The sequence below is a fragment of the Pseudomonas gingeri genome, from assembly GCF_013385635.1.
Lineage (GTDB): Bacteria > Pseudomonadota > Gammaproteobacteria > Pseudomonadales > Pseudomonadaceae > Aquipseudomonas > Aquipseudomonas gingeri_A.
Window position 1 is genome coordinate 102063 of the sequence record NZ_JACAPR010000016.1, and the last position, 13137, is coordinate 115199.

General features: G+C 63.2%; 14 protein-coding genes and 1 pseudogene. 6 read left to right on the plus strand and 9 right to left on the minus strand.

The window, feature by feature from the left end; translation table 11 throughout:
- Positions 1-30 precede the first annotated feature (30 nt).
- Together HX851_RS44585 and ddlA are read right to left on the minus strand one after the other, a co-directional pair.
- Complete coding sequence (locus tag HX851_RS44585; RefSeq protein WP_177056301.1) at positions 31-1071, minus strand: DMT family transporter; 1041 nt, start codon at positions 1069-1071, stop codon at positions 31-33.
- 73 nt (positions 1072-1144) lie between these two features.
- Positions 1145-2239 (minus strand): D-alanine--D-alanine ligase, encoded by a 1095-nt coding sequence (gene ddlA / locus HX851_RS44590; protein ID WP_177066008.1) that lies wholly within the window; start codon positions 2237-2239, stop codon positions 1145-1147.
- Positions 2240-2382: 143 nt separating this feature from the next.
- Here ddlA and HX851_RS44595 point away from each other — a divergent pair, with 143 nt between their 5' ends.
- Positions 2383-3105 (plus strand): purine nucleoside phosphorylase YfiH/LACC1 family protein, encoded by a 723-nt coding sequence (locus tag HX851_RS44595; protein WP_369680900.1) that lies wholly within the window; start codon positions 2383-2385, stop codon positions 3103-3105.
- Between the two features lie 40 nt (positions 3106-3145).
- On the opposite strand, the gene HX851_RS44600 is transcribed toward HX851_RS44595, so the two are convergent.
- On the minus strand, positions 3146-3604 hold the full coding sequence (locus HX851_RS44600) for a carboxypeptidase regulatory-like domain-containing protein (RefSeq protein WP_177056304.1): 459 nt from the start codon (positions 3602-3604) through the stop codon (positions 3146-3148).
- A gap of 252 nt (positions 3605-3856) precedes the next feature.
- A complete protein-coding gene (locus HX851_RS44605) occupies positions 3857-4744 on the minus strand; it encodes a Dyp-type peroxidase (protein ID WP_177056305.1) in 888 nt (295 codons plus the stop codon).
- A gap of 208 nt (positions 4745-4952) precedes the next feature.
- Here HX851_RS44605 and HX851_RS44610 point away from each other — a divergent pair, with 208 nt between their 5' ends.
- Positions 4953-5435 carry a RidA family protein gene (locus HX851_RS44610; RefSeq protein ID WP_177056306.1) on the plus strand — a complete coding sequence of 161 codons (483 nt, stop codon included), beginning with the start codon at positions 4953-4955 and terminating at the stop codon, positions 5433-5435.
- Between the two features lie 72 nt (positions 5436-5507).
- Here the strand turns inward: HX851_RS44610 and HX851_RS45585 are convergent, their stop codons facing one another.
- Both HX851_RS45585 and HX851_RS45590 read right to left on the minus strand, forming a co-directional pair.
- A complete protein-coding gene (locus HX851_RS45585; protein WP_370590467.1) occupies positions 5508-5939 on the minus strand; it encodes a methyl-accepting chemotaxis protein in 432 nt (143 codons plus the stop codon).
- A 108-nt stretch (positions 5940-6047) separates the two neighbouring features.
- Positions 6048-7103 (minus strand): annotated as a pseudogene (locus HX851_RS45590) (PAS domain-containing protein); the annotation flags it as partial.
- On the opposite strand from HX851_RS45590, the gene HX851_RS44625 reads away from it, so the two are divergent.
- A complete protein-coding gene (locus tag HX851_RS44625) occupies positions 7002-7226 on the plus strand; it encodes a DUF6555 family protein (protein WP_017123752.1) in 225 nt (74 codons plus the stop codon). The pseudogene HX851_RS45590 and the gene HX851_RS44625 overlap by 102 nt on opposite strands.
- 11 nt (positions 7227-7237) lie before the next feature.
- Here the strand turns inward: HX851_RS44625 and HX851_RS44630 are convergent, their stop codons facing one another.
- The 3 genes from HX851_RS44630 to HX851_RS44640 form a co-directional block, all read right to left on the minus strand.
- Positions 7238-7921, minus strand: a complete 684-nt coding sequence (locus tag HX851_RS44630; RefSeq protein WP_177056308.1) for a metallophosphoesterase — start codon at positions 7919-7921, stop codon at positions 7238-7240.
- 53 nt (positions 7922-7974) lie between these two features.
- Positions 7975-8148: a metallothionein gene (locus HX851_RS44635; RefSeq protein WP_177056309.1), complete on the minus strand. Its 174-nt coding sequence runs from the start codon at positions 8146-8148 to the stop codon at positions 7975-7977.
- Between the two features lie 108 nt (positions 8149-8256).
- Positions 8257-9459 (minus strand): ROK family transcriptional regulator, encoded by a 1203-nt coding sequence (locus tag HX851_RS44640; protein ID WP_177066010.1) that lies wholly within the window; start codon positions 9457-9459, stop codon positions 8257-8259.
- A 207-nt stretch (positions 9460-9666) separates the two neighbouring features.
- On the opposite strand from HX851_RS44640, the gene HX851_RS44645 reads away from it, so the two are divergent.
- From HX851_RS44645 to HX851_RS44655, 3 genes are read left to right on the plus strand one after another with little or no spacing between them, the layout of a single operon-like run.
- Entirely contained in the window at positions 9667-11073 is a 1407-nt protein-coding gene (locus HX851_RS44645; protein WP_177066011.1) for an APC family permease, read from the plus strand.
- 8 nt (positions 11074-11081) lie between these two features.
- Complete coding sequence (locus HX851_RS44650; protein ID WP_177066012.1) at positions 11082-12083, plus strand: ROK family protein; 1002 nt, start codon at positions 11082-11084, stop codon at positions 12081-12083.
- Positions 12084-12103: 20 nt separating this feature from the next.
- Entirely contained in the window at positions 12104-13132 is a 1029-nt protein-coding gene (locus HX851_RS44655) for an SIS domain-containing protein (RefSeq protein ID WP_177056313.1), read from the plus strand.
- The last annotated feature ends 5 nt before the right edge of the window (positions 13133-13137 follow it).

Sequence of the window (13137 nt, forward strand, 5' to 3'; positions counted from 1 at the left end):
TGACGCGCCCGCTATGGGCGCGTCCTGCCTTCAGTGGCGGTGCCGGTGATGGATATCCGGGAAGTGCGCATGGCTGTGGCGAATCGGCGCATGCTCATGGGCATGACTGTGAGGCTCCCCCGCGTCCCACACAAAGTCATGCGCGTGCTGATGATGCTCGTCATGCACATGACGGTGGGTGTGCTGGAGTGGATCGTGCTGATGCTCGTGGACATGGTGCTCCATCAGATGAATCCACACGCCGAGAGCCATCAGCGCCGCCGCAATCCAGAACAGCAGCGACACCGACTCGCCCAGCCACACGATGGCGATCACCGCCCCGAGAAACGGCGCCGTGGAAAAATACGCACCCGTGCGGGCGCTGCCGAGCCCACGCAACGCCAGCACAAACAGCACCAGGCTGACGCCATAGCCGAGAAAGCCCAGCAACAGGGTTGGCGCCAGCACCGGCAGCGCCGGCAACCGAGCCCCGATGGCCAGGGCCAGGACACAATTGACACTGCCCGCCGCCAGGCCCTTGAGCCCGGCGATAAACAGCGCGTCGGAGGCGGAGACTTTGCGGGTCAGGTTGTTATCGATGGCCCAGCACAGGCAGGCGAACGCCACGGCCAACGGCCCTGTCCAGTCCTGGACGGTCGCGGCCTGCCGCGGCCATGACAGGACCAGGCTACCCAACACAATGGCGATCATGCCGATCACGATCCGCCGATCAGCGTTCTCCCTGAACACGACCCAGGCCAGCACGGCAGTGAGCACCGACTCCAGGTTGAGCATCAGCGAGGCCGTCGCCCCGGAGGTATGACCCAGACCGAACATCAGCGCCACCGGACCCAGCACACCACCAAAGGCAATCGCGCTGATCAACCACGGCCACTCCCCGCGAGTCAGCCCGCTCTTGCGCCAGCCGCGATCACGGACAACACGCACAACGGCCAGGCCAAGGCCGCTGCCGAGATACAACAGGCCTGCCAGCAGGACGGGAGACATCCCCACCCCGAGCCACTTGGCGAGCGGAGTGCTGGCGCCGAACAGGGCGGCGGCGGCCAATGCGTAGAGCATGCTCGGTTTCATCGGGAAGGACCTTTGTCGTGATGGGGATAATCATAGGGCCAGAGGCTACGGATCAATCGAGTCGTCGTACCTTTCAGCGACTGTTCTTCAACCCGCGTCGAGCCTCGTGCCGCTCCAGCGCCAATTCGATCAGCCGGCTTACCAGCTCGCTATAGCCCATTCCCGCCGCCTGCCACAGCTTGGGGTACATGCTGATACGGGTGAACCCCGGCAGCGAATTGACCTCGTTGATCAGCACTTCGCCGCTGTCGGTCAGGAACACGTCGACCCGTGCCAGTCCGGAACACCCCAGCACCTGGAATGCCTCGATCGCCTGGGCACGGATGCGCTCGCAGGCCTCCTCGCTGATCGCCGCCGGCACCACCACTTCGGCGGCCTGGGCGTCGATATACTTGCTGTCATAGGAGTAGAAGCCGCTGCGCACGACGATCTCGCCGCAACCACTGGCCACCGGTTGATCATTGCCAAGGATCGCGCACTCGATTTCCCGGCCGCTGACCGCCGACTCGATCAACACCTTTTCATCGAAACCCAAGGCCAGTGCCAGTGCCTCCTGGTACTCAGCGGCGGTCTGTACCTTGCTCACACCTACCGAGGAACCCTGGTTCGCCGGCTTGATGAACATCGGCAGGCCCAACATCGCCTGCGCCTTCTCGAAGTCCACCCGCGCGGCCGTTGCCCGGTTCACCGTAATAAACGGCGTCACCGCCAGGCCGGCATCACGCAGCAGGCGCTTGCTGACGTCCTTGTCCATGCACACCGCCGAACCCAGCACGTCGGAGCCGACAAAGGGCAGGTCCGCCATGCGCAACAGACCTTGCAGGCAGCCATCCTCACCCAGGGTGCCGTGGACAATCGGGAAGATCACGTCAACCTGTTCCAGCAGGGCCTGGTTACCGGTCTCGACCAGTTGCCCGCCGGCCTTGCCCGGCACCACCGCCAGCTCCCGATTGGACTGGTTGAGGGCAATCAATGCCGGGTTCTGCGCGTTGATCAGGTAGTTGGAGCTGTCGTTGAGATGCCAGCCGCCCTGCTTGTCGATACCGATCAGGATCGGTTCGAAGCGCTCGCGATCCAGCGCGTCGACCACATTTTTTGCCGATTGCAGCGACACTTCATGCTCCGCGCCCAGCCCACCGAAAATAATCCCGACTCGCAACTTGCCCATCATCCGGCCTCGTGTCCAAAGTGTGTTTCCGGGAGCCATCTCCCTCTGTGCGCAGCCTATGCGCAAGGCGCCGATTTCGCATCCCCAAAATCATCAATCCGGGTATGCTGCGCACGATTCGAGCGACGGATGGAGCAGCCAGAGTGAGTGAATACGCCAACAACCTCAGCCAGATCCCGGGTATCCGCCACGGTTTCCTGGACCTGGGCAACGACGGCCTGCCCGCCGAGGTGTTCACCTGCAAACAGATTCACAGCGCGACGCTGATCGAGGCACCGGACAATCTGCCGGCCGGCTCACTGCAAGGCGATGCCGTGTACACCGACGGAGAACGACCGGTTGCGGTGATCACCGCCGATTGCCTGCCGTTGCTGGTGGCCGCGGCGGACGGCTCCTTGGTGGCGGCCATTCATGGCGGCTGGAAAGGCCTGCAAGGCGGCATCATCGGCAATGCCATCGCACGTTTCGAGGCGCTGGAAATTCCCCGCCAGTCGCTGCGCATTGCCATCGGTCCGTCGATCAAAGCGTGCTGCTATGAAGTCAGCGAGTCGTTCGTGAATGAGTTGCAGGCGGCCCAGGGACATCTCTGGCAAACGAGTGCCGCACCATGGACGCGGGAGCAGCCGGCACCGGTTTCATCTCCCGCCATCACGCCTCCTGTGGCGCGACAGGCCGGCAGCTACTGGTTCGACTTGCAGGCCTATGCACTGCTGCTCCTGCGGGCCGCAGGGATCGCGGACTCACAGGTCGAAGTGAGTCCGGTATGTACCTATTGCTCGTCACCGGCGTTTGGCAGCTACCGGCGCCGAACCCACGAAGCGGACGAGAGAAAGGCCTTCCAGTACTCCTGGATCAGCCGGGTCTGACAGCAATGCCCGCAGCAATCCGGTCCATGGGGCTCGGAACTCAATAGCCGTCATTCCAATGCACATTCACGGTCTGGGTTTTCTTGCCGTCAACCACGATGCTTTGCCGGTCCTCATGCCCCTCACGGCTGCTGACGATCTGGTATTTGCCCGCTGGCAACTTGACGTAGATCATCGGCCCGGCCTGGATCAGACTCAACACCGGCTCACCGCCGGCCCTGGTGATGGTCACGTTAACATCGGGCAGATATTCGTCCTTGGGCCCGGTGGAGGAAACGATATGCAGGTTGTAGCCGCGGGTCTGGATCAACGCCTGGGATTCATCCTGGCCAATACCACCCGTCAGGTACTCCACGCCATTTTGCTGTTGTGGCGCCAGTTGCACCGCGTCCATGTTGATCGGTTCGTTGACGACGGGCGCAGCCAGCACCCTCGCAACGGTCACGGCCAATAGAACAGCAGCCAGCGCCGTGGGCCGGCAGAAACGAACAGAGATCATGACAAACACTCCCCGGCCCTTGCAGGGCCCGAGCCTCACCCTTGCACAAGGGCAAATCGGCGCCCGGAGGAATACCGCCTGCCTTTGCCGCGGCCGACTACGCAGCCCTGCCGGTGGGCCAAGGGTGCGAGTGCGCCACCAGCCGGATTCAACTGCGTGAGTGTTACGTCTTGAGTTTAGTTTCTGTCATGAAAAAAACGCCCGATGCAGGGCATCAGGCGTCGTTTTTTGCAGAACTGGAAATGTTTTCGTTTACCCGGCCAGCAGCGCACTCAGGTCCAGGTGTCCATCCTTCAATGGCGGGCACCAGTAGTAGCCGCCGGTAATCGGCCGGCTGAAGCGATAGAGTGCGTCGGCGATGCCGTCATCCAGCCCGCTCATGCGCCGCAGTTGGGCTTCGAAGGCGTCGAAGGTGCAACCGAACGCCAGGAACATCAGGCCGGCGCCCTGCTCGTTCGACCAGGGCATGGAACGCCGCACGACAAACGCCTCCGGGGCAAAGCTCTCCTGCGCCGTGCGCTTGACGTGGGCCGATTCCGGCGCGTCGTCCAGCTCTTCGTTGTCGCTCTTGCGGCGGCCCATGATGTTGTCCTGCTCGTGGGACGGCATGGCGGCAAAGCCGTCCAGGTCATGCTGCCACTGCTGGATCGCGGCAAAACTGCCACCACGCAGGCCGACGACATCGCCTGCGGCGATACCCGCTTCGACGGCGGCTTCGTCCACCGGATTCTCGGTACCGTCTTCATAGCCGGTCAGGTCATGGCCGGTCTTGTAGCGGAAGGCTTCGGTCATCTGCACCCGCTTCAACGCCGGCGCCAGCACCGCTTCCAGTTCGCGACTGCGGTGCAGCAACTCGCCACGGTCGTTACCGTGCAACCAGCACCACAGCGCGTGCTGGGTCGACGGGTTGTCCACACCCGCGCCGCTGATGGCCGGGAAAACCCGCAGGCCTTCCACCCGAGCCCCCAGCGCCTGCACCAGCGACTCGCCAAAACCGACCACGGCGCTTTTCCCATCCACCAGCCGGGAAAGATTGTCGAGTGCAGCCGGCAATGCTTCGGCGGATTCCAGGGCAAAAAACAGGTGGCGTGCCTGCAGGGGCACAGGCTTGGCGAGGATGCCGGGCTGGTAGTGACTCATGGGAACTCCTTTGTGAAAGGCGGGAGTTTACCTGTGTTACGACGCGAGTGCTGCTCGGAGCCGCTGATCCCGTCGCGCCCCCGGAATGGGGCAGCGCTTCCCCGACATGATTGAGCGTCTGCGAGCCGTGTGATTTGATGCAGGGTCGGGGCCGGCCTGAATGGCAGGCCCCTGATCTCCAGCGCCCTCAATTATCAGGAAGAGAACGATGCCGCACTCCAGAAACGAGCAGTTCGACCATATTGCCGAGCAGCTTGGCTACAACTTCGACGGTGAAATGAAGATCGGCGGCAATTATGTGCCGGCGGTGCAGAACGATCTCGAAATCTATGTCAGCGGGCAGATCCCACGTGTCGACAATACCGTGATGGTGACCGGCCGTGTCGGTGCCGAAACCACCCTGGAACAGGCCCGGCACGGGGCGCAGATCAGCACCATGCGCGCCCTGGCGATTCTGCGGCAGATGCTCGAAGGCGATCTGGGACGGATCAAGAAGGTGTTGCGCATCAACGTGTATGTGCAAAGCGCCTCGGACTTCACGCAACAGAGCGAGGTGGCCGATGGCGCCTCGGAAGTGCTCTACACGGTATTCGGCGACGCCGGAGTCCACACCCGAACATCGGTGGGGGTCTTCCAGCTGCCGAAGAATGCTTCGGTCGAAGTCGATGTCGTCGTGGCACTCAAACCGTAGGAGCCGACTTGCTGGCGATGGCAGCGACAGGCTGCCCGCACCGGCAAATCACGCTCTACTCAGAAGATCGACTCAGGTGGTCAGTTGGTTGGCGAACTGACCGACCGCGCTGACCACGCGCTGCGCACCGTCCTGAATCTCGACGATCACCGTCCCGGCCTCGGCCGCCAGCGCCAATCCCTCTTCGGCCTGGGTCTTGCCGCTGCTCATCAGCGACACCGCATCGCGCGCCATGTCCTGGTTCTTGCGCACCACCAGGACGATCTCATCGGTCGCCTGGCTGGTTCGCGAAGCCAGTTGCCGGACCTCATCGGCCACCACCGCGAACCCACGCCCCTGCTCACCGGCACGTGCGGCTTCGATGGCCGCGTTCAGCGCCAGCAGGTTGGTCTGTTCGGCAATGCCGCTGATGGTCTTGACGATGGTACCGATCACCTGGGACTGGGCATTGAGCGCCTCGATCCCGTCACCGGCATGCTGCATGTGCTGGGCCAGGTCGCGCATCACTTCGACGGCCTGGGTCACTACCGTGGTACCGCGCTGGGCACTGGCGTCGGTCTGCAACGAGGTGCTGTAGGCGATATTAGCCGCCTCGGCCACGGCCTGTTCCTGATTCACCTGCTCGGTGATCACGGTGGCGAACTTCACCACTTTATAGAGCCGCTCGTTGGCATCGAGTACCGGGTTATAGGAAGCCTCCAGCCAGACCACGCGACCGTGGCTGTCCACGCGCTTGAAGCGGTCGGCGATGAATTCGCCAGCGTTCAGGCGTTTCCAGAACGCCTGGTATTCAGCGCTGTTGGCTTCCGACGGATCACAGAACATACGGTGATGCTTGCCTTTGATCTGCGCCAGGTTGTAGCCCATGCCATCGAGGAAACGATCGTTGGCGGTCAACACTTCGCCGGCCAGGTTGAACTCGATCACCGCCGTGGAACGCAACAGTGCGCCGATCAGGTTCTCGTGTTCACGGGAACTCTCGATGGTCCGGGTCAGGTCGTTGGAATAGATCGAAAAATGCCTGATGCGGCCATCGGAGTTGCGCACCGGCTGCACGATCGAGCGCAACCAGGCTTCCTGGCCATTGCCCCGCTGCAAGCGCAGGGCACCGCTGAAGTGCTCGCCACGGGTCAGGGCGTTCTTGAAGCGCTGGTGAAAGTCCGAATTCTTCAGGTAGGCCGGGACGAACTCGTCGATATGACGGCCCACCAGGGCACTGCTCTGGTAGAGCATTTCCTGGATGAAGTTCTGGTTGACTGACTCGATACGGCCATCGGGGTCCAGATTAAGCACCAGCATCTCCAGTTCAAGGCTTTCCTTGACCTGCTGGAGACTGGACAGTTCTTCGCGAAGAGCCGACAGCTCCTGCTTCAAGCGTTTGTTGAACATGGTGGGCACCGATGGGCAAAAGAGAAATGCGGCGATCTGCCATTGGCATCGGCTACCGGTATATTTTCTGAAGGATGTTTCCGAGTTATTTGTTGCTGCCAACCGTCGGGCTGTTCGACGGAATTTTTCCGACGCGCAGGGATCACCTCTAGAACAACAGGGAGGAGTTTCAGATCCATGAGTACGGCAAAACTTTTTGTTATCGACTACACCCTTCACGGCAGTCCCAAGTCCTTCATCATTCGCTCCGAGCATATGGATAATGCCGAAGCCTGGCATTGGGCAAGCTGCGATGCCGGCGTGGGCCGCATCGGCAAGTTCGGTCGCGAACGGGTGAAAAAGACCAGCAAGCCCATGGCCGAGAAATTCGGCATCGAGGCGGTAAGCTGGCGCCAGGCCTGAGAGAGCGGATGCTAGAGCACGCTCAAGCTGTCCAGCTCCACCAGGGTGAAATGCCCACTGCCCCAGCCCGCCGTATCGATGTGATAGACATTGCCCAATACGGTGGGCTGGCGTTGCGGGGTGTGCCCGACCATCACCGCCCGCACTTCGCGAATGCCGCTGGCGTCATGGTTTTTCAGCCGTGTGCGTGACCACTGGCAGACCTCTTCGACGGCAATCGGCACATCGGAATGGCCCAGCAGGTAATCGCGCAAGGCGCTCCAGGTGGCGAAAGGACTGTCGGCATGCACCAGCCCCACCAGGCCGAACCGGGTCTCGACCTCCAGGGCAATCGGCATCTGCGCGAACCGTGCGGCGAACAACCGTTGCTTCTGCGCGCTGCTGTCAAGAAACCAGCCACCACCGCTGGCGCGATACATCTCGTAGTCCAGGGGCAAGCCCTCGACATGCTGGATCGCCAGCGCTTCGTGATTGCCTTGCACCGCCGCGAACCAGGAGCGTCCCAGCCATTCCAGGGACCGTTCGCTCTGGGGCCCGCGGTCGACCAGGTCGCCGACACTGAACAGCCGGTCACGCTCGGGATCGAACCCGAGCCGATCCAGTGCGGCCTGCAAGCGGCTGAAATGACCATGGATATCGCCGACGGCGAAATCCCGGCCCCGGGTATTGAGGGGATAGTGAGCAAACCGGGCCATGGGCCGTTACTCCAGAACCCTCCGGCAATCGCTGCCGGAGGGAAGGCACAATCTCAATCGTGCGCAGCCTTCGAGCACTGGCAACCGGCTGCCGTCGAAGTGCACGGCTCACCGTTACGGTGATGATCGGCACAGGCCTGGCAGCAATAGGACTTTCCAGCACTGACGATGGGATTGCTGCCCAGCTTGCAGTTGCAGTGCGGGCAGTCGCAGGTTTTCTCGTTCATGAGGCGGACTCCATTTCGTGTGGTCGTCGGCGAACAGCGAAACGGCTGCTCGTTAACCAATGACTATAGCCCCGCCTCAAGGGTTCAGAGAGAAAGCGCCCGCCCACCTCACTCCGGTTTGAGCAGCGTCTCATAGTCCGGGCTGATCTCCGCGAGGATCATCAGCGCCGCCGCCCCCAACGCCACGGCATCGTGCCCGGCGGTGCCGAGCTGGATGCGCGGGTATTCGCGATCCGAGCGACTGCTGATGGAGCGGTGCAAAGGCTCCAGCCGCGCCACCAGGCGGGCCAGGACCGCCTCCGGGAGGAAACCGCTGATCAGGATCGTTTGCGGATCGAGCAGCGATTCGAGAATGTTGATCGCCTGGCGCAATGCCGGCGCGGCTTCGTCCAGCCAGGAATCGACGCCGGCCTTGAAGCGCGGATCGTCAATATTCCAGGCGGCCAGGTCCTGGTCGCCGGATTGCCCCAGGTGCTCCAGCAGCGCGGCAATCGAGATATAGCGTTCGAGGCAGCCCTGGTTGCCGCAATGACAGGCCTTGCCGCCGGGCACCACCGTCATGTGGCCGATTTCCCCGGCGTTGTGCCAGTGCCCGGAATACAAGCGGTTGCCCAGGTACAAACCGGCACCGAGGCCGCTGCCGATAAACAGGTGGACGAAATTGTGCAGGTCGCTGGCAATCCCGTACAGGCGCTCGCCCATGGTCGCCGCCGTGGCATCGTTCTCGATCAGTACCGGCAAGCCGACGGCCTGGTGCAGGCGCGTCGGAATCAGCGGGTCATCCCAGCCGGACATCGCCGTCGGCCCCACCGAGGTCATGCCTTCGACGCTGAAGGGGCCCGGTAGCGCCACCCCGACCCCGAGAAAACGCCCCTCGGGCCGTAGCACCCGAAACTGTCGCACGGTGTCGAGTAGCAGTGGCAGCGCGTCGTCGAAGCTCGGATAGCTGACCGCCAGGGTGACCTTGGCCTGGGCGTCACCGAGCAGGTCGAGCAGCACGCCGATGATCGAATGCTGCTCGACATGAAAACCGATGGAATACCCCCCTTGCGGGTTGATCGACAACGGCACCGGCGGCTGGCCGCGCCCGATCTTCTCGGCCGCATGGGCCAGCAGCACGCCCTCTTCCTGCAGCTCGGTGACGATATTCGAGACCGTCTGCGCCGTCAGCGAAGTCAGCCGCGTGAGATCCGCCCGGGTCAGGCGCCCGCCCAGGCGAATGGCTTCGAGAATCACCCGGCGGTTATGCAGGCGGGCGTGTTCGGCGTTGGTACCGGTGGTGACCGTACGGGTGTGCTGTGGATTTTTCATGGGCCGATGATCGTCGTCGCCTATTAATTAAATCAAGTTGAATTAATAGTCGTGGCGTGTTTTTCTACACGTCGGTCGCAGTAGCTCCATGGGCGACCGCAACCCATAACAATAACGATACCGAGTCGATGGAAGCCCTCGCCGGCGCGCAGCACCCTTGCCACCTGCCCTCCACCTTCCGTCACTCGCATAAGAGGTCGTCACCGCATGAGCACAACCACTCCCACCGGGCAGGGTTCGTCCGGCATCAAGCGCAAAATCGGTCTGTTTCCCGCCACGGCCCTGAACATGAGCCAGATGTGCGGCGTGGGTCCCTTTATCACCATTCCCACCATGATCGTCATCATGGGCGGTCCGCAGGCCTACCTCGGCTGGATCCTCGGTGCCTTGCTGGCGCTGTGCGACGGCCTGGTCTGGGCCGAGCTGGGTGCTTCGCTGCCCGGTGCCGGCGGGACCTACGTGTACCTGCGCGAGGCCTTCGGCAAACGTACCGGCAAGCTGTTGCCCTTCCTGTTCGTGTGGACCGCGATGCTGTTCATCCCGCTGATCATGTCCACCGGGATCATCGGCTTCGTGCAATACCTGACCTGGTTCTGGCCGGACATGAGCCAGACCGCCGGCAACCTGATCGGCCTGGTCCTGATCTGGGGCATCATCTTCATGCTCTGGCGCAAGATCGAGTCGATCGCTCGCCTGAGTATCGTGCTCTGGGTGATCATGCTGATCAGCATCGGCGCGCTGATTCTCGCCGCCCTCAGCCACTTCCATGCCGATCTGGCCTTCAGCTTCCCGGAAGGCGCGTTCAACCTCGGTGACAGCAGTTTCTGGTTCGGCATGGCCGGCGGCCTGACCATCGGTATCTACGATTATCTGGGCTACAACACCTCGGCCTATCTGGCCGGTGAAGTGGAACAGCCGGGCCGGGTGATTCCCAAGTCGATCGTGCTGTCGATCGTCGGCATCCTCGCGGTCTACCTGCTGATGCAGGTCGGCGTGCTGGGCGTGGTGGACTGGCACCGCATGCTCGACCCGGACTCGGCGGCCTACAAGTCCGTGGCCTCGGTGGTGCTCAGCGAAACCTGGGGCAGTACCGCCGCGGGCGTGGTCACCGTGCTGATCCTGATCACCGCCGTCGCCTCGGTATTCGCCGGCTTGCTGGGCGGCTCGCGGGTGCCGTTCGAAGCGGCGAAGGACAAGGTGTTCTTCAATGCCTTCAGCGTCACCCACCCCAAGCATGATTTCCCTGTCTACGGCATCCTGAGCATGGGTGTGCTGACCTCGGTCGGCTTCATGATCGGCCGCCTCACCGACCTCACCACGCTGATCCAGTTGCTGACCACGGTGATGATCCTGGTGCAGTCGGTGGCCCAGATCATTTCGCTGTTCGTGCTGCGCAAGACCAAGCCGCACCTGGAACGCCCCTACAAGATGTGGCTGTACCCGATCCCGGCGGTCATCGCGCTGGTGGGCTGGGTCTATATCTACTTCGCTTCCAACCACAACGCCCCCGGCGCCTACCCGATCCAATGGTCGCTGGTGTGGGTCGCGGCGGGTTGCGTGGCCTATCTGTTCTGGGCACGGGCACACCGGCTCTGGCCTTTCAACAAGAAGTGATAGCGACGATGTTCGAGCCGTTGAATACCCCGGGCGCCAAGGCGCCCACCCAAGGCGTGCTGCTGGCGATCGATGTCGGCGGCACCAAGACCCAGGTCGCCTGTTATGACCCGTCGAGCCAGCACCTGAGTACCCGCAAGCTGGCGACCCATGCCGATGGCCTGCGGGGCGAACCGGCGCTGGAGCGCATCCTTCAGGCCGCCCGGGACTGTGTCGCCGACTTTGGCGCGGTGCCGGTGGCCAGCGTGGCCGCCGTGTTTCCCGGCGTGGTGCGCGGCAGCCGGCTGTTGATGGCGCCAAACACGCCGGGGTTCGAAGAACTCGACCTGCCAGCGCTGCTCGGCAACGGCCTGGGCACCGAGGCGGTGATGCTCGACAACGATGTCAAGGCCGGGGCCCTGGCGGAAGCACGCTGGGGGTCGCTGGTGGGGATCGACGACGCGATCTACCTCAACCTCGGCACCGGGCTCGCCGCCGCGGCCATCGCCAACGGGCGCCTGATTCGTGGCCGCAACGGCGCGGCCATGGAAATCGGCTACATGCTGGAACCCTTCCTCGACCCGTCGCGCGCAAACCAGTGGCGAACCTACGAAAAAGGCGCAGCGCCCCTGGAAGAGTTTTTCTCGGGTACGGCCCTGAACCAACTGGCGAGCGAAATGCTCGGCCACGGCCACCGCGCCCTGGACCTGTTCGCCAGTGACGACCGTGCCGTGCGCCAGGCCCTGGAACAACGCATCGCCGGCATGGCGGTACAGGTTGCCAACCTCGCGGTGGCGCTGGATGTCAGCCGCATCGCGATTGGCGGCGGCCTGTTCCACCAGGCGTCGACCCTGGCCCCGGTGATCGAGCAACTGATCCGCCAGGTGGTGCCGTTTCCGCCGCAGATCGTCGCCGCCCATTTCACCCATGATGCGCCGCTCTGGGGCGCGCTGAGCATGGCCATGGATGCCGCCGGGTTGAACTTCATTCCCGACGACCTCCTTTCCCTACCCGACAGCCCGCGCGGCTGAAGCACTCAGGTAACGCTGTTATGTCGCTGATGCGCCAAGAAACCCTGTCGATCCCCGCCGTCGTGCAACGCATGCTCGACGAGGACAGCGCGATCGATTCACTCGCGGACCAACTGGCCGCCGACCTGCCGGAGCTGATCATCAGTGTCGCCCGCGGCAGCTCGGATCACGCCGCTGCCTTCTTCGGCTACGCCATGATGAGCCAGCTGGGAATTCCCTGGCTGTCGATCCCGCTGTCGCTGGTCAGCCTGCAACAACCACCGCTGCGCTTGAAGAAATGCTGGGTGGCGGCGCTGTCCCAGTCAGGCAAGAGCCCGGACCTGATCGCCAGCGTCGGCTATCTCAAGCAGTTGGGCGCCAGCGTCGCGGCCTTCGTCAACACCGCCGACTCGCCCCTGGCCGCCGCCAGTGATGCCGAGGTGCTGTTGCCGGCCGGGCTGGAGCAGAGCGTGGCGGCGACCAAGAGTTATGTCGCCATGCTGATGGCCGGCCTGCAGACCGTCGCGGCCCTGGGCGCCCGGCAAGGTAACGACAGTGGTTTGCCGGCCGCCCTGCAAAGCCTGCCCGCGGCCCTGGCCGAGGTGGCAAACGAGGAATGGACGCTGGCGCTGAAGGTGTTGCAATCCGCCGACAAGATGATCGTCATCGGTCGTGGCCCGGCGTTGCCGATTGCCCAGGAAGCCGCACTGAAACTCAAGGAAACCTCGGGCATCCAGGCCGAAGCCTTTTCCAGCGCCGAAGTGCGCCATGGACCGATGGAAATCATCGAGGCCGGTTATCCGGTGCTGGTGTTCGCCCCCTCCGGGCCCGAGCAGGTCGGGACCCTGGCCTTCGCCGAGGATATGCGCCTGCGCGGGGCCCAGGTCATGGTTGTCGCACCGCGTGGCACACCCGGCGTGGAATTGCCCAGCGTTGCCACCGCCCATCCGTTGCTGGAGCCGTTCACCATGATCCAGGGTTTCTACCTGATGGCGGCAAAACTGGCCGAGTTGCGCGGGCGCAATCCCGATCAGCCGCGCTTTCTGAAGAAGGTCACGGAAACCCGTTGACCCGG